Source organism: Duganella sp. 1224 (assembly GCF_013408245.1).
In the GTDB taxonomy this organism is placed as follows: domain Bacteria; phylum Pseudomonadota; class Gammaproteobacteria; order Burkholderiales; family Burkholderiaceae_D; genus Rugamonas.
The window spans coordinates 927,008-943,584 of record NZ_JACBYS010000002.1 but is presented as its reverse complement, the minus strand read 5'-3'; the positions used below and the strand labels follow the sequence as shown (position 1 = coordinate 943,584).

The 16,577-nt window shown below is 66.9% G+C and carries 17 protein-coding genes; 7 read left to right on the top strand and 10 right to left on the bottom strand.

Going from position 1 to position 16,577, the window contains the following annotated elements:
• The first annotated feature begins 31 nt into the window (after nucleotides 1-31).
• The 3 genes from FHW58_RS16270 (at nucleotide 32) to cysK (ending at nucleotide 2,407) form a co-directional block, all read left to right on the top strand.
• Nucleotides 32-871 (top strand): ThiF family adenylyltransferase, encoded by an 840-nt coding sequence (locus FHW58_RS16270; protein ID WP_179674152.1) that lies wholly within the window; start codon nucleotides 32-34, stop codon nucleotides 869-871.
• Nucleotides 872-918: 47 nt separating this feature from the next.
• Nucleotides 919-1,413 carry an FKBP-type peptidyl-prolyl cis-trans isomerase gene (locus tag FHW58_RS16265; protein ID WP_179674151.1) on the top strand — a complete coding sequence of 165 codons (495 nt, stop codon included), beginning with the start codon at nucleotides 919-921 and terminating at the stop codon, nucleotides 1,411-1,413.
• A gap of 61 nt (nucleotides 1,414-1,474) precedes the next feature.
• Nucleotides 1,475-2,407 (top strand): cysteine synthase A, encoded by a 933-nt coding sequence (gene cysK / locus FHW58_RS16260; RefSeq protein WP_179674150.1) that lies wholly within the window; start codon nucleotides 1,475-1,477, stop codon nucleotides 2,405-2,407.
• On the opposite strand, the gene FHW58_RS16255 is transcribed toward cysK, so the two are convergent.
• The gene (locus FHW58_RS16255) at nucleotides 2,404-3,435 is read right to left on the bottom strand and encodes a cation diffusion facilitator family transporter (protein WP_179674149.1); all 1,032 of its coding nucleotides are present in this window, start codon (nucleotides 3,433-3,435) and stop codon (nucleotides 2,404-2,406) included. The genes cysK and FHW58_RS16255 overlap by 4 nt on opposite strands.
• Nucleotides 3,432-3,758: a helix-turn-helix transcriptional regulator gene (locus FHW58_RS16250; RefSeq protein WP_179674255.1), complete on the bottom strand. Its 327-nt coding sequence runs from the start codon at nucleotides 3,756-3,758 to the stop codon at nucleotides 3,432-3,434. Before FHW58_RS16250 ends, FHW58_RS16255 begins: the two co-directional genes overlap by 4 nt.
• 169 nt (nucleotides 3,759-3,927) lie before the next feature.
• On the opposite strand from FHW58_RS16250, the gene FHW58_RS16245 reads away from it, so the two are divergent.
• Nucleotides 3,928-4,485 (top strand): diguanylate cyclase, encoded by a 558-nt coding sequence (locus tag FHW58_RS16245; RefSeq protein ID WP_229265347.1) that lies wholly within the window; start codon nucleotides 3,928-3,930, stop codon nucleotides 4,483-4,485.
• Here the strand turns inward: FHW58_RS16245 and FHW58_RS16240 are convergent.
• Genes FHW58_RS16240 through FHW58_RS16230 form a run of 3 tightly spaced genes read right to left on the bottom strand, consistent with a single transcriptional unit; the run spans nucleotide 4,482 to nucleotide 6,724 of the window.
• Nucleotides 4,482-5,537 (bottom strand): aldo/keto reductase, encoded by a 1,056-nt coding sequence (locus FHW58_RS16240; RefSeq protein ID WP_179674148.1) that lies wholly within the window; start codon nucleotides 5,535-5,537, stop codon nucleotides 4,482-4,484. The two genes, FHW58_RS16245 and FHW58_RS16240, sit on opposite strands and share 4 nt — an antisense overlap.
• Nucleotides 5,538-5,557: 20 nt before the next feature.
• Nucleotides 5,558-5,962, bottom strand: coding sequence for a nuclear transport factor 2 family protein (locus tag FHW58_RS16235; RefSeq protein ID WP_179674147.1), 405 nt, complete (start codon nucleotides 5,960-5,962; stop codon nucleotides 5,558-5,560).
• A 15-nt stretch (nucleotides 5,963-5,977) separates the two neighbouring features.
• Nucleotides 5,978-6,724, bottom strand: a complete 747-nt coding sequence (locus FHW58_RS16230; protein ID WP_179674146.1) for an SDR family NAD(P)-dependent oxidoreductase — start codon at nucleotides 6,722-6,724, stop codon at nucleotides 5,978-5,980.
• A 102-nt stretch (nucleotides 6,725-6,826) separates the two neighbouring features.
• Here FHW58_RS16230 and FHW58_RS16225 point away from each other — a divergent pair, with 102 nt between their 5' ends.
• Nucleotides 6,827-7,696 carry a LysR family transcriptional regulator gene (locus FHW58_RS16225; protein WP_179674145.1) on the top strand — a complete coding sequence of 290 codons (870 nt, stop codon included), beginning with the start codon at nucleotides 6,827-6,829 and terminating at the stop codon, nucleotides 7,694-7,696.
• Here FHW58_RS16225 and FHW58_RS16220 read toward each other — a convergent pair whose 3' ends face one another.
• The 3 genes from FHW58_RS16220 to FHW58_RS16210 form a co-directional block, all read right to left on the bottom strand.
• Nucleotides 7,697-8,269, bottom strand: coding sequence for a hypothetical protein (locus FHW58_RS16220; RefSeq protein ID WP_179674144.1), 573 nt, complete (start codon nucleotides 8,267-8,269; stop codon nucleotides 7,697-7,699).
• Nucleotides 8,270-8,275: 6 nt separating this feature from the next.
• Complete coding sequence (locus FHW58_RS16215) at nucleotides 8,276-9,016, bottom strand: hypothetical protein (RefSeq protein ID WP_179674143.1); 741 nt, start codon at nucleotides 9,014-9,016, stop codon at nucleotides 8,276-8,278.
• Between the two features lie 81 nt (nucleotides 9,017-9,097).
• Nucleotides 9,098-9,586 (bottom strand): CinA family protein, encoded by a 489-nt coding sequence (locus FHW58_RS16210; protein ID WP_179674142.1) that lies wholly within the window; start codon nucleotides 9,584-9,586, stop codon nucleotides 9,098-9,100.
• 153 nt (nucleotides 9,587-9,739) lie between these two features.
• Between FHW58_RS16210 and FHW58_RS16205 the strand changes: the two genes are divergently transcribed.
• Nucleotides 9,740-12,355 carry an EAL domain-containing protein gene (locus FHW58_RS16205; protein ID WP_179674141.1) on the top strand — a complete coding sequence of 872 codons (2,616 nt, stop codon included), beginning with the start codon at nucleotides 9,740-9,742 and terminating at the stop codon, nucleotides 12,353-12,355.
• Here FHW58_RS16205 and thiL read toward each other — a convergent pair.
• A complete protein-coding gene (thiL, locus tag FHW58_RS16200; protein WP_179674140.1) occupies nucleotides 12,340-13,320 on the bottom strand; it encodes a thiamine-phosphate kinase in 981 nt (326 codons plus the stop codon). The two genes, FHW58_RS16205 and thiL, sit on opposite strands and share 16 nt — an antisense overlap.
• A gap of 17 nt (nucleotides 13,321-13,337) precedes the next feature.
• The gene (locus FHW58_RS16195) at nucleotides 13,338-13,739 is read right to left on the bottom strand and encodes a hypothetical protein (protein ID WP_179674139.1); all 402 of its coding nucleotides are present in this window, start codon (nucleotides 13,737-13,739) and stop codon (nucleotides 13,338-13,340) included.
• A gap of 320 nt (nucleotides 13,740-14,059) precedes the next feature.
• Between FHW58_RS16195 and FHW58_RS16190 the strand changes: the two genes are divergently transcribed.
• Nucleotides 14,060-16,378, top strand: a complete 2,319-nt coding sequence (locus FHW58_RS16190; RefSeq protein ID WP_179674138.1) for an NADP-dependent malic enzyme — start codon at nucleotides 14,060-14,062, stop codon at nucleotides 16,376-16,378.
• The last annotated feature ends 199 nt before the right edge of the window (nucleotides 16,379-16,577 follow it).

Below are 16,577 nucleotides of genomic sequence, written 5' to 3'. Positions count from 1 at the left end.
TGATTTGCCCGCAGTCCGTTAAAATGGCGGGATGAACAGCATTACTTCTCCAGACTTCGATGAAGTCGACTTTGACCGCCGCTTCGGCGGCATCGCGCGCCTGTATGGCGCCCATGCACTGGCACGCTTCCGCACCGCCCACGTCTGCGTGGTGGGCGTGGGCGGCGTCGGCTCGTGGATCGTCGAGGCGCTGGCGCGCAGCGCCATCGGCCAGCTGACGCTGATCGACCTCGACAACGTGGCCGAGTCCAATATCAACCGCCAGATCCAGGCGCTGAGCAGCACCGTCGGCATGGCCAAGATCACCGCGCTGGCCGAGCGCATCGCCCAGATCAATCCGTTCTGCCAGGTGCACCAGGTGGAAGACTTTGTCGAGCCGGACAACCTCGAGGCCATGCTGGGCGGCGGCCGCTTCGATTACCTGATCGACGCCACCGACGCCGTCAAGGCCAAGGCCGCCATGCTGGCCTGGGCCCGCCAGCACAACCTGCCGGTGATCACCATCGGCAGCGCCGGCGGCAAGACCGACGCCGCGCAGATCTCGGTGCGCGACCTGGCCAAGACCGAGCAGGAACCGCTGCTGAAAAAAGTGCGCAAGATCATGCGCGCGCAGTATGGCTTCCCGCGCGGCGAAAAGACCAAGTTCCACATCGACGCGGTGTTCTCGATGGAGCCGCTGAAGTTCCCCGAAAGCGGCGAGGCGTGCAGCGTCGACGGCGACGACCGCGGCGGCGGCGTGACCGGCCTCAATTGCGCCGGCTTCGGCTCGGCGATGGTGGTCACCGCCACCTTCGGCATGGTGGCGGCCGGCCACGCGCTGCGCCGGCTGGCCGATGACGCTCTGGCAACAAGCGCCCCGGACGCCGCCTAGTTTGCTATCATGGCGAGCTGTCTACCGACCTCATTGAAAGAAGCCACATGAAGCGTAGTTCCGTATTTGTTGCGATGTTGTTGGCCGCGACGCTGGCCCAGGCCCAGGCGCCGCAGGCCCAGCCGGCCGCCCAGCCGGCCCAGCCCGAGGCGGCGCCGGTGGTGGTGGGCTCCGCCACGCCGGGTCCGGCCGCCGAGCAATTGATCGTCACCGACACCAAGCTTGGCACCGGCGCCGAGGCCACGCCCGGCGCCACCGTCTCGATGCATTACTCGGGCTGGCTGTACCGCCCGCTGGCCAAGCAGATGCACGGCAAGCTGTTCGACTCGTCGATTCCGCGCGGCGAGCCGCTCGAGTTCGTGCTGGGCGCCGGCCGCGTCATCAAGGGCTGGGACCAGGGCATCGTCGGCATGAAAGTGGGCGGCAAGCGCACGCTGATCATCCCGGCCGAGCTGGCCTATGGCTCGCGGCCGACGCCGGGCAGCGGCATTCCGCCGAACTCGGCGCTGATATTCGACGTCGAACTGGTCGGCGTCAAATAATCGCAGCCGCCGCGCGAACCGGGGTAGACTGACGGTTCTTCCCCGTTCGCCGGAGGTTGTCATGCAAGTAGCCAACAACGTTACTGAACTGATCGGCCGTACCCCGCTGGTACGCATCCACCGCCTGGCCCAGGGCAGCGGCGCCCAGGTGCTGGCCAAGCTGGAATACTGCAACCCCGCCCACAGCGTCAAGGACCGCATCGGCCTGGCGATGATCGAGGCGGCCGAGGCGGCCGGCCAGATCCACCCCGACACCATCATCCTTGAACCGACCAGCGGCAACACCGGCATCGCGCTGGCCATGGTGTGCGCGGCGCGCGGCTACCGCTGCACGCTGGTGATGCCGGACACCATGAGCCGCGAGCGGCGCATGCTGCTGCGCGCCTACGGCGCCGAGCTGATCCTCACACCGGGCGCCGAGGGCATGCTGGGCGCGATCCGCCGCGCCGAGGCGCTGGCCGCGTCCGACCCGCGCTACCTGATGCCGCAGCAATTCAACAATCCCGCCAATCCCGAGGTGCACCGGCGCACCACGGCCGAGGAAATCTGGCGCGACACCGACGGCCAGGTCGACATCCTGGTGGCCGGCATCGGCACCGGCGGCACCATCACCGGCGTGGGCGAGGTCATCAAGGCGCGCAAGCCGGCCTTCCGCTGCGTGGCGGTAGAGCCGGCGGCGTCGCCGTTTCTGTCCACCGGCGTCAAGGGGCCGCATCCGCTGCAGGGCATTGGCGCCGGCTTCGCGCCAGCCGTGCTCAACACCGCCGTCTACGACGAGGTGATCGGCGTCGGCAACGAGGAGGCGTTTGACACCGCGCGCCGCGCGGCCAGCCAGGAGGGCTTGCTGGTGGGGATTTCGTCCGGCGCCGCGCTGTGGGCGGCGCTGCAGGTGGCGCGCCGGCCGGAGAACGCCGGCAAGCTGATTGTCACCATCATCCCCTCGTTCGGCGAGCGCTACCTGAGTACCGCGCTGTACGCCGGCCTGGCGGATTAGTGCGCATGGGCGTGGGCGGCGGGCGCCGGTGCCGGCGCTTGCAGGCAGCACTCCAGCGCCGCGTCGGCGGTGCGGATTTGCAGCGTGCTGTGCTGGATGGAGAATGCCTCGCGCAATTCCTTGCTGATGGCGTCGATGACGCCGTCGCCCGGATAGCCGGCCGGCGTCACCAGCTGCGCCGTCAGCGCGTTCTCGGTGGTGCTCATGGCCCAGATGTGCAGGTCGCACACCTTGCTCACGCCCGGCTGGCGGCGCAGGAACTGCTCGATCTCGGCGCGGTTCACATTGTCCGGCACGGCCGCCACCATCATGCGCAGCGACTGCGTCAGCAGCGACCAGGTGCTGGCCACGATGAACACCACGATGACCATGCTGACCAGCGGGTCCAGCCAGTTCCAGCCGGTGTAGCGCACGATCAGGCCGGCCACCAGCACGCCCAGCGAAATGGCGGCGTCGGCCGCCATGTGCAGATAGGCGCCGCGGACATTGATGTCGTCCTTGCTGCCGGACATAAATAACCAGGCCGAGAAACCGTTGATCAGGATGCCGATGCCGGCCACCACCGACACCGTGATGCCGGCCACCGGGTCCGGATGCAGCAACTGCAGCACCGCTTCCCAGGCGATGCCGCCGCAGGCCGCCATCAGCAGCATGGCGTTGAACAGCGCCGCCAGCATCGAGGTGCCGCGCAGGCCGTAGGTGTAGCGCTGGTTGGGCAGGCGCTTGGCCAGGATGGCCGCGCCCCAGGCCAGCATCAGGCCCAGCACGTCCGACAGATTGTGGCCGGCGTCGGCCATCAGCGCGGTGGAGTTGGCCAGGAAACCGTAGAAGAACTCGACCGCCACGAAGGCCGTGTTGAGCACGATGGCGATGGCGAAGGCGCGGCCCATGGTGTTGGGATCGCCGTGGTGGTGGTGATGGCCGTGACCGTGATCATGGCTGTGGCCGTGGTGGCCGTGCTGATGGTGTCCATGGTCATGATCATGGTGCGCATGGTCATGCTGGTGGTGATCGTGGTGCTTGCTCATGCTTCGGTCCCGGTGGAAGGTTCGGCGATATGTTCCAGCATATCGTTGAGTACGCCGCTGATGTGGGCATCGGCGGCGGAATAGAACACCTGCTTGCCCTGGCGCTCGGACTTGACGATGCGGGCGGCGCGCAGCAGGCGCAGATGGTGGCTCACGAGCGAGCTGCTCAGTTCCAGTGTAGACGCGATCTCGGAGACGGCAATCGGCGCTGGCATGCAGGCCAGCACGATGCGCAGCCGGGTCGGATCGCCCAGCAAATGAAACAAATCAGCCAGTTGCGCGATCTGCGGATCGCAAGTGGAATAGTCGTGTTGGCAGCTCATCATGGCTAACGTATGAATAGGTGTTCACATGTTAGCAGATATCGGCCACGGCGGCATAGTCTGACATTGGTGCGGCGCACCATCCTATGGCGGGCTGCAATCGTGCGTCTTAGCATGGCAGCAACAACAACACCATGGGAGAACTGCCGTGCCGACGGATTTGAGTCAATTGAGCGAACAATACCTGATGTACTTCATCGTGCCGCTGTGGCTGGCGGCCGGGGTGGCGGACTGGATCATGCACCGCCGCGCCGGCATCGAACATAACAGCGGGCCGAAGGAGTCGATGATTCACTTGCTGATGCTGGCCGAGATGGGCCTGCCGGTGCTGGCGGCGCTGTTCCTGCAGGTGAACGCGCTGGTGCTGCTGTTCATGATCGTGGCCTTTTTCGTGCATGAGGCCACGGCCATGTGGGACGTCAGCTACGCCGTCACGCGCCGCGTGGTGACGCCGCTGGAGCAGCACATCCACAGCTTCCTGGAAATGCTGCCGCTGATGGCGGTGTCGATGGTGGCGCTGCTGCACTGGCCGCAGTTCACCGCGCTGCTGGGCATGGGCCCGGAGACGGCGGACTTCAGCCTGCGCTGGAAGGCGTCCCCGCTGCCGCGCCAGTACGTGGTGTGGCTGATGGTGGCCATCGTGCTGTTTGAACTGCTGCCGTATGGCGAGGAATTCCTGCGCACCTTGCGCGGCCGCTGGCAGCGCAAGGTGCGGCGCGCCGCTTAGGAGTTGACGGCCTGGGCCCACAGGTCGACCGGGCCGAGGCGGTCAGCACCCTGGGTGGCCAGCATCCAGCCCGGATATTCCGGCGGCAGGGCGCTGACCTCATCCAGCAGGCGCAGTTCCTCGGCGCTGAGCTTGAGCTCGGCGGCGGCCAGGTTGTCCTGCAACTGGTCGACGCGCTTGGCGCCCATGATCACCGACGTCACCACCGGCCGCGACAGCAGCCACGCCAGCGCCACGCGCGCCGGCGTGCACTGGTGCGCCTCGGCGATCGGCTTCAGCACGTCGATGATGTTCCAGGCGCGGTCCTTGTCGACGATCGGGAAGTCGAACTCGGAGCGGCGCGAGTCGCCCGGCTTCTGGTTGTCGCGCGTGAATTTGCCGGACAGCAGGCCGCCGACCAGCGGGCTCCACACCAGCAGGCCCATCTTTTCGGCCTCCAGCAGCGGCACGATTTCGCGTTCGACGTCGCGCCCGGCCAGCGAGTAGTAGGCCTGCACGGTTTCAAAGCGCGCCAGGTCTTTCTGCGCCGAGGTGCCGAGCGAGCGGGCGATCTTCCATGCCTGCCAGTTGGACACGCCCACGTAGCGCACTTTGCCCTGCGTGACCAGGTCGTCCAGCGCGCGCAGCGTTTCGTCCACCGGCGTGACGCTGTCGTTGGCGTGGATCTGGTACAGGTCGATGTGGTCGGTCTGCAGGCGGCGCAGGCTGGCCTCGACCGCGTCCATGATGTGGCCGCGCGAGGCGCCGACGTCGTTGCGGCCCTGGCCCATGCGGCTGTAGACCTTGGTGGCCAGCACCACGTCCGAGCGGGCGATGCCGAGGTTCTTGAACGACTGGCCCAGCGTCTCCTCGCTGGCGCCGCCCGAGTAGACGTCGGCCGTGTCAAAAAAGTTGACGCCGGCGTCGAACGCGGTGCGCACCAGTTGGTCGGCTTCCTGCTGGCCGACATTGCCGATGTGCTTGTAGATACCGGCGCCATTGCTGAAGGTCATGGTGCCGAGGCACAGTTGCGAAACCAGCAGGCCGGTGTTGCCGAGAGTTTTGTATTGCATGATGTTGCTCCTGTCGTGAGTTAAACGGGTTGGAAGGATTGCCACAGCGCGTACGAGTCTTCGAGGAAGGCGTAGGCGCTGATCTTGCCGTCGCGGACCGTGCAGACCGCGGCGAAATCACTGCTGAAGGTGCGGCCGGTGCTGAGGATCTGGTGCGTGAAGTCGCCCGTCACCACCACCTGCTGGCCATTCTCGAACATGCGGTCGATGCGGAAGGCCAGCGGCTTGAAGTGCTGCGGAAAGGCCGCCAGCCACGCGCGCACCGCGTCCTTGCCCTGGCGCAGGCCGATGGTCGGCACCTCGGCCGCGCCCTGGACTTTCCACACCACGTCGTCGGTCAGGCAGTCCAGCGTGCGCTCGACGTCCTTGGCGAAAAACGTGTCCAGATAATGCTGGACCACCTGGGCCGGAGTCGGTTTCTTCATGATGTGCTCCCTGGATTAACGGTGGCCGCCGGCCAGCGTGATGGTTTCGCCAGTGGTCCAGGCCGACTCGTCGGAGGCCAGGTAGACCGCCGCCGGCGCGATGTCGTCCGGCACGCCGAGGCGGCCCAGCGGCGTGGCCGCCGTGATGCGCGGGCCGAAGTCGGTGTGCAGGAAGCCGCCGGCCTGCACGCCCTCGGTATCCACCACGCCCGGCTTGATGGCGTTGACGCGGATCTTGCGCGGGCCCAGTTCGGTCGCCAGCGCGCGCGTCAGGCCGTCGATGGCGCCCTTGCTGGCGGTGTAGACCGACGACTGCGCCGGGCCAAACTCGGTGACGGTCGAACTCATGTTGATGATGCTGCCGCCGTCGCGCATGTGCGGCACGGCTTCCTTGATGGCCAGCAGGTAGCCATAGACGTTGAGCTGGAAGTGGCGCTGGAACAGGTCCGGCGTCAGGTTTTCCAGCGGCTGGAAGTCGTACACGCCGGCGTTGTTGACCAGGATGTCGACGCGGCCGAACACCTCGGCGCTGCGGGCGAACATCTGCGCCACCTGGGCGGCGTCGCGCATGTCGGCCTGGACCGCGATGGCCTGGCCGCCAGCGTGCAGGATGTCGGCCACCACCGTGTCGGCGGCCTGGCGGCTGCTGGCGTAGTTGACCACCACGGCCGCGCCCTCGGCGGCGAAACGGCGGGCGATGGCGGCGCCGATGCCCTTGGAAGCGCCGGTCACCACGGCGACCTTGTTGTGCAAGCGTTGCATGTTGATTGCCTTTTGAAGTTGGGATGCCTCCAATATAGGCATTGATTTTTGCCGTGAAAATGCCAATAATCGGTGGATCATTTTCCAAAAATAGAAAATGCCATGGACTGGAACGACCTCAAATTCTTTCTCGCGGTGGCCCGCACCGGCAGCCTGACGCGTGCCTCGGCCAGCCTGCGCACCAGCCAGTCGACGGTGGCGCGGCGCATCGCGGAGCTGGAGGACAGCCTGCGCGCGCGGCTGTTCGAGCGGCACCAGAGCGGCTACCTGCTGACCGACGAGGGCGAGGAAATCCTGCGCCGCGCCGAGGCGGTGGAGGAGGGCATGCTGGCGGTGGAGCGCGGCGCCGCGGCGCTGGACGCCAACGTCAGCGGCACGGTGCGGCTGGCAACATCGGAAAACCTGGCCTGCGACCTGGTGATTCCAGCGCTGCCGGCCTTCATGCGGCGCCATCCGAATCTGCGGCTGGAGATCGTCACCACCACCAGCACGGTGGAGCTGGGGCGGCGCGAGGCCGACCTGGCGCTGCGCGTGATCCGGCCGAACAGCGGCAACGTCAAGATGCGCAGCCTGGGCAGCATGAGCTACAGCGTGTACGCCAGCCGCGATTACCTGGAACGTTATCCGCAGACCGGCAGCGATCCGCTGGCGGGGCGGGCGGTGATCACCTGGGACGAGGCGCGCGGCCATTTGCCGGCGGCGCAATGGTGGGCGAAGAACGTGGCGCCGGAGCAGGTGGTGCTGGCCACCTCCAGCCTGCCGACGCAGATCGCGGCGGTGTGCGCCGGCGTGGGGCTGGCCATCGTGCCGGACTTTCTGGCCACCGCGCCGGAGCTGGTGCGGGTGGTGCCGGCCGAGCGCGTGTTCAGCAACGGCGTCTGGCTGGTGACGCATGCCGACCTGAGCGCGTCGGCGCGGGTGCGGGCGGTGTCCGCCTTCCTGGCGGAGATTGTCGCGCCGACCTTCCGCTGATTATTTTTGCAGTTCGGCCGGCAACTGGGCGCGCAGCTTGGGGTCGAGGTTGTGCAGGGCCTGTTCCAGCCGCTCGGCGCGTTGCAGCGCTTGCGCCTGGTCGGCGCTCAGTGCTGGCGCTGGTGTGCGGAACAGCGCCTGGCCGCCCAGCACGATCAGCGCGCTGAGGATGGCGATGCCGGCGGCGGCCGCCAGCAGGCGCAGCTCGCGCGGCGTGATCAGCGGCGACTGGGTGGAAATCGGCCGCACCGCACCGGCCGGCGGCGTCGGCACGTAGCCGGGCGGGTGGGCGGCGCCGTGCGGCGCGTGGCCGTGGGCCGCCGGTTCGCGCGGGCTGTCATGGGCGGCGTCGTGTGCGCGGTGGCCGCCGTGGACAGGGGGCGATGCGGCGGGCGCCGCGCCGGCCAGCCGGGCCAGCTCGTGCGAGGCGGCGTCGATGCGGGCGACGTGGCGCTCCACCGCCTCCTCCAGCACCGCCTCGTTCAGCGCCACCAGCGCGAACACCGGGTCGTCGACGTCGATGCGGACGCCGGTCTTGTCAAATACCAGGCTGCGCAGCTTGTGCTGATCCATGGCCGCTTACCACTGCACTTGGTCGAGTTGCTCGAACAGGTCGCGGAACACCACCTTGATGCGCTGCTTTTCCATGACGTTGAAACGGTCGCTCTCGCGCACCTCGGCGGCGGTCAGGCGCGCCGTGTTCATCTTCTTCAGGTCGGCGCCAAAGGTATCGGCGTTGCGCGCCGTCAGCACCACGCGGCCGATCACGCGGGCCGCGTTGTCGGCGTAGGTCTGCGATTCGATGAACTGCTTGCCGGACGCCGATTGCAGCAGGCCGAAGTGCTCGTTCTCCCACAGCACCAGCGGCACGTTGGTGGCCTTGGCGGTGGAGACGAAGCCGGTGGCGGTGTCATGCAGCGTGTCGCCGCCGCCGACGATGGTGTGGATGTAGACCTTGCGGCCGGACTCCTGCAGCAGCGCGAAGCAGTCGTTCTCGATCAGGTAGCCCATCAGCGGCGAGAAGGTGTTGGCGCCGTTGTCGATGACGCAGTTGCCTTCCTCCTCCAGCAGGTCGATCATCAGCGCGTCGAAGCGCTTGGGATCGATGGTGCGGCTGTCGGTCATCACCGGCACATGCTTGACGTTCATCGCCTTGTAGCGCGAGAAGGTCGGATTCTCCTGGTCGGTGTCGTAGCAGCGCAGCGGCTGCTGGCCCTCGGCCACGTCCTTGCTGGCGATCCACTGCGCAAGGATGGTCGACACCAGCGTCTTGCCGATGCCGCCTTTACCCTGGAGAATAAAATGTACCGTGTTTTGCATTACCACTCCCGAAACGCAATGTGCAATGGGGCGAGAGTAATAGGTTTGTGGTCTAAAGGCAACCTGGTACGAAGCGAAAGCTTAATTGATGAAGCGGAGCAGGCCCTGCAGCGCGTGGATCACGGTTTGCTCGCGCACCGCGCGGCGGTCGCCGGCAAACACCAGCCGTTCGGTATGGACGGTGTCGGCGTTGGCCCAGCCGAAGCAGACGGTGCCGACCGGCTTGCCCGGCACCGCGCCGGTGGGGCCGGCGATGCCGGTGGTGGACACGGCGATGTGGGCGTTGCTGGATCCCAGCGCGCCGCTGGCCATGGCGCCGGCCACTTCCTCCGAGACGCTGCCCATCTGCGCGATCAGCGCCGCCGACACGTCCAGCATCTCGGTCTTGGAGGCGTTGGAGTAGGTGACGAAGCCGCAGTCGAACCAGGCGGTGGAGCCGGCGATCTCGGTGATGGCCTGGGCCACGCCGCCGCCGGTGCATGATTCGGCGGTGGCCAGGATCAGCCCCTTGTCGTGTAGCGCTTTGCCGACTTGCGCGGCGAGGTCGAGGATGGTGTCGCTGTTGCTCATGGCTGCTCCTTCCGGGATGGTGCTGAGTGGCTTGCTGCCACTGTACCATGCAGCTTGCCATCGTCGCAATCCTGCAAAAATGCGCGCTGTTGTGCGCCACTTTCTGCGCAGGCTGGTAAGCTTATTGAAGAGTACGTATCGAGCGGAGGCTCAATGATCAGCCAGACCGACATCCAACACGCCCGCATCCTGATTGTCGACGACCAGCCGGTCAATGTCGAACTGCTGGAATACCTGCTGACCTCGACGGGCTACAAGGACGTGCGCTCGACCACCGACCCGCGCGTGGTGGCCGGCTGGCACCAGGAACACCGGTTTGACCTGATCATCCTCGACCTGCAAATGCCCGGCATGAGCGGCTTCGAGGTGATGGACGCGCTCAAGCCGCTGGAGCCGGACGGCTGGCTGCCGGTGCTGGTGGTCACCGCCCAGCCGGACCACAAGCTGCGCGCCTTCGAAACCGGCGCGCGCGACTTCATCAGCAAGCCTTTCGATCCGATAGAGACGCTGACCCGCATCCGCAACATGCTGGAGATGCGCCTGCTGCACAACCGCGAGCGCAACTATGCCGCCCGCCTGGAGCAGACCGTGCGCGAGCGCACCGCCGAGCTGCAGCGCTTCCGCAGCGCCATGGACGCCACCGCCGACGCCATCTTCCTGCTGGACGCCGCCAACGCCGAACTGGTCGATGTCAACGACGGCGCCTGCCGCATGCTGGGCTACCCGCGCGGCGAGCTGCTGGGTGAAAGTGCCAGCCGCCTCGGCCTGGGCGAGCCGGGCGCGCTGCGCGCCCAGGCCGAGCGGCTGGCTGACTACGCGGCCGCCATCGGCCCGGCCCGGTCGCCGGAGCTGCACGAGCTGGAGCTGATGCGGCGCGACCTGATCGCCGTGCCGGTCGAGTTGTACTGGCAACTGCTGCAGCGCCCCGGCCAGCCGGCCGTGATGCTGGGCGTGGCGCGCGACATCAGCGAGCGGCGCCAGGCCGAGGAACTGCTGCAGCACATGGCCCACTACGACAGCCTGACCGGCCTGCCGAACCGCACGCTGTTCTTCAAGATCGTGGCCGACGCCATCAGCGTGGCGCAGGACAAGTCGCGCCGCATCGCCGTGCTGATGATCGGGCTGGACCGCTTCAAGAACATCAACGACTCGCTGGGCACCGTGCTGGGCGACGACCTGCTGCGCCAGTTCAGCAACCGGCTGGTGCAGACCGCGCGCATCCGCGACACCGTCGGCCGCGTCGGCGGCGACGAGTTCGCGCTGATCCTGACCATGAGCCGCGACCAGCAGGACGCCGTCAACGCCGCCAACGAGGTGCGCGAGGCGCTGCGCCAGCCGTTCGAGCTGGACGGCCACCAGGCCATCCTCAGCGCCAGCATCGGCATCTCGATGTACCCGGACGACGCCACCGACCCGCAATCGCTGGTCAAGTACGCCGACACGGCGATGGAACGCGCCAAGCAGGCCGGACGCGACGGCTACCGGTTCTTCACCGCTGGCATGAACGTGCAGGTGCTGGCGCGGCTGGACATGGAACTGGCGCTGCGCCGCGCCTTCGACAACGACGAGTTGCGCCTGCACTTCCAGCCCAAGGTCAACCTGCACACCGGCGGCTTCGCCGGCGCCGAGGCGCTGCTGCGCTGGGAGCGGCCCGGCTTCGGCCTGGTCTACCCGGCCGAGTTCGTGCCGGTGCTGGAGGACACCGGGCTGGTGGTGCGCGTCGGCGCCTGGATCATCGACGCCGCCTGCCGCCAGATCAGCACCTGGCTGGGCGACGGCACCGGGCCGGTGCGGGTGGCGGTCAACGTCGCCAGCCGCCAGTTTGTCGAGGGCGACCTGGAGGCGCTGGTGCGCGACGCGCTGGCGCGCCACCACACGCCGCCCGAGCTGCTGGAGCTGGAGCTGACCGAAACCTCGCTGATGTCCAACGCCGAGCGCACCATCACCGTGCTGAAAAGCCTGAAGGCGCTGGGCATCAAGGTCGCCATCGACGACTTCGGCACCGGCTATTCGTCGCTGGCCTACCTGCAGCGCTTCCCGATCGACAAGCTGAAGATCGACATCGCCTTCGTGCGCGACATCACCATCAACCCCAACGATGCCGCCATCGCGCTGGCCATCATCAGCATGGCGCACAGCCTCAAGCTGCAGGTGGTGGCGGAGGGGGTGGAAACGCGCGCCCAGCTGGAATACCTGCGGCGCAGCCGCTGCGACGAGGTGCAGGGGTATTTCTACAGCCGGCCGCTGGCGCCGGAGGCGCTGAGCCAGCTGGTGCGCGCGGCGCAGCCGCTGCCGCCGGCGCCGGGCGAGGCCAGCCCGCCGGCGCAGACGCTGCTGATCGTCGACGACGACGTCAACGTGCTGGCGGCGCTGCACCGGCTGTTCCGCCGCGACGGCTACCAGATCCTGACGGCGGCCTCGCCGACCGAGGCGTTCGAGCTGCTGGCGCTGCACGCGGTGCAGGTCATCGTCTGCGACCAGCGCATGCCGGCCATGAGCGGCACCGAGTTCCTCGGCCAGGTCAAGGAGATGTATCCGGAGACGATACGCATCATCCTGTCCGGCTACACCGGGCTGGAGGCGGTGCTGGACGCCATCAACCGCGGCGCCGTCTACCGCTTCTACACCAAGCCGTGGGATGACACCCAGCTGCGCGACAACATCCGCCTGGCCTTCCACCACTACTGGCTGATGCACGGCAGCGGCAAGCTGGCCGGCCAGCCCGGCGAGGACGTGACGGCCTTGCCGACGCTTCAGGAAGTGAAGTGATCGAAGCCGCCGAGCTGCAAATCCAGCGGCGCGCCGGCGGCGTCCACCAGCCGCAGGCCGGGCTGGGCCTCGATGCGGCCGACCCGCGTGACCGGCGTGGCCACGCTGGCGGCGATGGCCAGGATGGCCTCGCGCGACGCCACCGGGGCGGTGAAGCACAGTTCGTAATCGTCGCCGCCGGCGGCGCTGTAGGCACGGCGCAGCGCGGCCGGCTGCGTGGCCAGGATGTCGCCGGCCGGCAGCGCGTCGACGTCCAGCGTGGCGCCCACGCCGGAGCGCGCCAGGATGTGGCCGAGGTCGCCGACGAGGCCGTCGGAGATGTCGATGGCCGCATGGGCCACGCCCTGCGCGGCCAGCTGCATGCCCAGTTCCACGCGCGGCACCGGCGTGTGCATGCGCACGGCGGCGGCGCGCTGGCTGTCGGCGTCCAGCGGCTGCGCCAGTTCCAGCCGGTAACCGGCCAGCGCCAGGCGGGCGTCGCCCAGCGTGCCGGAAATCCAGATGTCGTCGCCCGGGCGGGCGGCGCCGCGGCGCAGCGCCTGGCCCGGCGCCAGCTCGCCGAACACGGTGATGCAGATGGTGAGCGGACCCTTGGTGGTGTCGCCGCCGATCAGCGCGATGTTGAAGGCGTCGGCCAGCGCGAACAGCCCTTGCGCAAAGCCGGCCAGCCAGCCGCGGTCGGCGGCCGGCAGCGCCAGCGCCAGCGTGAAGCCGAGCGGGCGCGCGCCCATCGCCGCCAGGTCGGACAGGTTGACCGCCAGCGCCTTGTGGCCCAGCCGCAGCGGGTCCTCGCCGGCGAAGAAGTGGCGGCCCTCGACCAGCATGTCGGACGAGATGGCGGTCTGCAGGCCGGGCGTGGGCGCGATCAGCGCGCAATCGTCGCCGATGCCCAGCGCCACCTGGGGCGGGACGGCATGCTGGGGACGCTGGAAGTATTCCTTGATGAGATCGAATTCGGAGAGCATGGGCGGCATTGTACCCGCTACGCTTGCAGCCGCTTGATGAGGTCCTGCATGCCGATCGCCGGCAGCGACTCGTCCGACAGGAACAGCCAGTCATGGTTGGCCAGCCGCACCGCCACGCCGTTGACGTGGAAACGGCTCAGCAGGTTGGGGGTGAAGAACAGCTGCGGCCCGGCCTCGTAGGAGGCGCCGGCCAGCACGATGTACAGCCGGCTGGCGCCGGCTTCGATGGTGGCGGCGTCCAGCGTCAACTGGTCAAGCTTGCCCTGGCCGGTGTGGATCAGGCCGCCCTGGGAGCGGGTGTAGACGAAGGCCAGCGGCTGGCCGCTCGCCTGCCAGCGCAGCAATTGTTGCCAGGCGGCGCCCTGCGGCGAGGCGCCGGCCGGTTCGGGAAGACGTTTGGACACAATCAAGGCGGACATGGAATTCTCCTGATGAACGGTTGACGGTATCAGCTTAGCCGAAACGCCGCCGCTTGCGCAGCGCGCCGCTTCGCATGGTGAAATATTGATAATTTCAATCATATTTCGTCATGTGATAGTCAAACGTAATGAGGGCGGAAAATTGATGATGTTGCGGCTATTGCGTCGCAACCGGCGCAAAAATTCGGCTAACGCCCGTCTTGCCTCATAAAAAATGCTGATAACGTTTATTGCTGTTGGTGAAAATACCTAGTTCTGCGCCAGAACCGCTCTGCTAAAATCACAGGCCTTCGATCGCAAAAATAGGAAGGCAGTACAGCATGGATTCGTCCCCTGAGAAAAAAGAAGCAATTCGTCAACAACTGCGCGCCTCGGCGCTGGAGTACCACGAGTTCCCGACACCAGGCAAGATCAGCGTAACGCCCACCAAGCAACTGACCAACCAGCGCGACCTGGCGCTGGCCTACTCGCCGGGCGTGGCCGCGCCATGCGAAGAAATCGTCATCGATCCGGCCAACGCCTATAAATACACGGCGCGCGGCAACCTGGTCGCGGTCATCACCAACGGCACCGCCGTGCTGGGCCTGGGCAATATCGGCCCGCTGGCGGCCAAGCCGGTGATGGAAGGCAAGGGCGTGCTGTTCAAGAAATTCGCCGGCATCGATGTGTTCGACATCGAAATCAACGAGCAGGACCCGGACAAGCTGGTGGACGTGATCGCCGCGCTGGAACCGACCTTCGGCGGCATCAACCTGGAAGACATCAAGGCGCCGGAATGCTTCACCATCGAGCGCAAGCTGCGCGAGCGCATGAAGATTCCGGTGTTCCACGACGACCAGCACGGCACCGCCATCATCGTCGGCGCCGCCATCCTGAACGGCATCTCGCTGGTCGGCAAGGACATCAAGAAGTGCAAGCTGGTGGTGTCGGGCGCCGGCGCGGCCGCGCTGGCCTGCCTGGACCTGATCGTCGACCTCGGCTTCCCGCTGGAAAACATCTATGTCACCGACCTGGCCGGCGTGGTCTACAAGGGCCGCACCGAGCTGATGGACCCGGACAAGGAACGCTTCGCCCGCGACACCGAGGCCCGCACGCTGGCCGAAGTCATTCCGGATGCGGATATCTTCCTTGGCGTCTCGGCCGGCGGCGTGCTGAAGCAGGACATGGTCAAGGCCATGGCGCCGAACCCGCTGATCCTGGCGCTGGCCAACCCGAATCCGGAAATCCTGCCGGAGGAAGTCAAGGCCGTGCGCGGCGACGCCGTCATGTGCACCGGCCGCTCGGACTACCCGAACCAGGTCAACAACGTGCTGTGTTTCCCGTACATCTTCCGCGGCGCGCTGGACTGCGGCGCCACCACCATCACCCGCGAAATGGAAATCGCCGTGGTGCACGCGATCGCCGAGCTGGCGCACGCCGAGCAATCGGACATCGTCGCCACCACCTACGGCTTCACCAACCTGTCGTTCGGCCCGGACTACCTGATCCCGATGCCGTTCGACCCGCGCCTGCTGACCAAGATCGCGCCGGCCGTGGCCAAGGCCGCCGAGGAATCGGGCGTCGCCACCCGGCCGATCAAGGACCTGGTCGCCTACGAGGAAAGCCTGCAGCAGTTCGTCTACCGCTCGGGCACCTTCATGAAGCCGCTGTTCGCGGTGGCCAAGAAGGCGCCGCTGGACGTCAAGCGCATCGTCTACGCCGAGGGCGAAGAGGAACGCGTGCTGCGCGCGGTGCAGGTGGTGGTCGACGAAAAGCTGGCGCGGCCGATCCTGGTGGGCCGTCCGGCCGTGCTGGAATCGCGCATCGCCAAGTTTGGCCTGCGCCTGAAGCTGGGCGTGGACTTCGACGTCATCAACCCCGACCATGACGACCGCTACCGCGACTACTGGCACGCCTACTACGAGCTGACCTCGCGCAAGGGCGTGACGCAGGAATACGCCAAGCTGGAAATGCGCCGCCGCCACACGCTGATCGGCGCCATGATGATCAAGAAGGGCGACGCCGACGGCATGATCTGCGGCACTTTCGGCACCACCCAGCTGCACCTGCACTACATCGACCAGGTGCTGGGCCGGCGCGAGGGCGCCTGCGTGTACGCCGCCATGAACGTGCTGGTGCTGCCGCAGCGCCAGCTGGTGATGGTCGACACCCACGTCAACGAGAATCCGGACGCCAACGAGCTGGCCGCGATCACCGTCATGGCGGCCGACGAGATGCGCCGCTTCGGCCTGTCGCCGCGCGCCGCGCTGCTGTCGCACTCCAACTTCGGCTCGTCCGACAACGCCTCGTCGCGCAAGATGCGGGCGGCGCTGGAACTGATCAAGCAGCGCGATCCGTCGCTGGAAGTGGACGGCGAGATGCACGGCGACACCGCGCTGGACTCGAAACTGCGCAACCAGATCATGCCCGGCTCGACCCTGACCGGCGACGCCAACCTGCTGGTGATGCCGAACATCGAATCGGCCAACATTGCCTACAACCTGGTCAAGACCTCGTCCGGCAACGGCATTGCGGTCGGCCCGATCCTGCTCGGCTGCGCCAAGCCGGTGCACATCCTGACGCCATCGGCCACGGTACGCCGCATCGTCAACATGACCGCGCTGTGCGTGGTGGACGCGGTCGCCCAGCGCAAGGCCTAACCCCACCCCCAACCGGGGTCAGTGCCGACATTCGGACATTTTCCATGAGAAATGTCCGAATGTCGGCACTGACCCCGGTTTTTATTTCTCCTGTAACAAGATGTAAGTGATGTAAAACGAGCGTTTTCGATAGAAATCGCTTTGTAGCGCTCTGTTACAATGTCGGGCTACTAAGATTACCCACGATTTGGATAGTACT

Coding starts and splice junctions, on each gene's coding strand:
- FHW58_RS16240 (WP_179674148.1), bottom strand. CDS start 5,537: ATGCAATACAAAACTCTCGGCAACACCGGCCTGCTGGTTTCGCAACTG.
- FHW58_RS16265 (WP_179674151.1), top strand. CDS start 919: ATGAAGCGTAGTTCCGTATTTGTTGCGATGTTGTTGGCCGCGACGCTG.
- cysK (WP_179674150.1), top strand. CDS start 1,475: ATGCAAGTAGCCAACAACGTTACTGAACTGATCGGCCGTACCCCGCTG.
- FHW58_RS16215 (WP_179674143.1), bottom strand. CDS start 9,016: ATGCAAAACACGGTACATTTTATTCTCCAGGGTAAAGGCGGCATCGGC.
- FHW58_RS16225 (WP_179674145.1), top strand. CDS start 6,827: ATGGACTGGAACGACCTCAAATTCTTTCTCGCGGTGGCCCGCACCGGC.
- FHW58_RS16190 (WP_179674138.1), top strand. CDS start 14,060: ATGGATTCGTCCCCTGAGAAAAAAGAAGCAATTCGTCAACAACTGCGC.
- FHW58_RS16270 (WP_179674152.1), top strand. CDS start 32: ATGAACAGCATTACTTCTCCAGACTTCGATGAAGTCGACTTTGACCGC.
- FHW58_RS16220 (WP_179674144.1), bottom strand. CDS start 8,269: ATGGATCAGCACAAGCTGCGCAGCCTGGTATTTGACAAGACCGGCGTC.
- thiL (WP_179674140.1), bottom strand. CDS start 13,320: ATGCTCTCCGAATTCGATCTCATCAAGGAATACTTCCAGCGTCCCCAG.
- FHW58_RS16255 (WP_179674149.1), bottom strand. CDS start 3,435: ATGAGCAAGCACCACGATCACCACCAGCATGACCATGCGCACCATGAT.
- FHW58_RS16250 (WP_179674255.1), bottom strand. CDS start 3,758: ATGAGCTGCCAACACGACTATTCCACTTGCGATCCGCAGATCGCGCAA.
- FHW58_RS16230 (WP_179674146.1), bottom strand. CDS start 6,724: ATGCAACGCTTGCACAACAAGGTCGCCGTGGTGACCGGCGCTTCCAAG.
- FHW58_RS16205 (WP_179674141.1), top strand. CDS start 9,740: ATGATCAGCCAGACCGACATCCAACACGCCCGCATCCTGATTGTCGAC.
- FHW58_RS16210 (WP_179674142.1), bottom strand. CDS start 9,586: ATGAGCAACAGCGACACCATCCTCGACCTCGCCGCGCAAGTCGGCAAA.
- FHW58_RS16195 (WP_179674139.1), bottom strand. CDS start 13,739: ATGTCCGCCTTGATTGTGTCCAAACGTCTTCCCGAACCGGCCGGCGCC.
- FHW58_RS16235 (WP_179674147.1), bottom strand. CDS start 5,962: ATGAAGAAACCGACTCCGGCCCAGGTGGTCCAGCATTATCTGGACACG.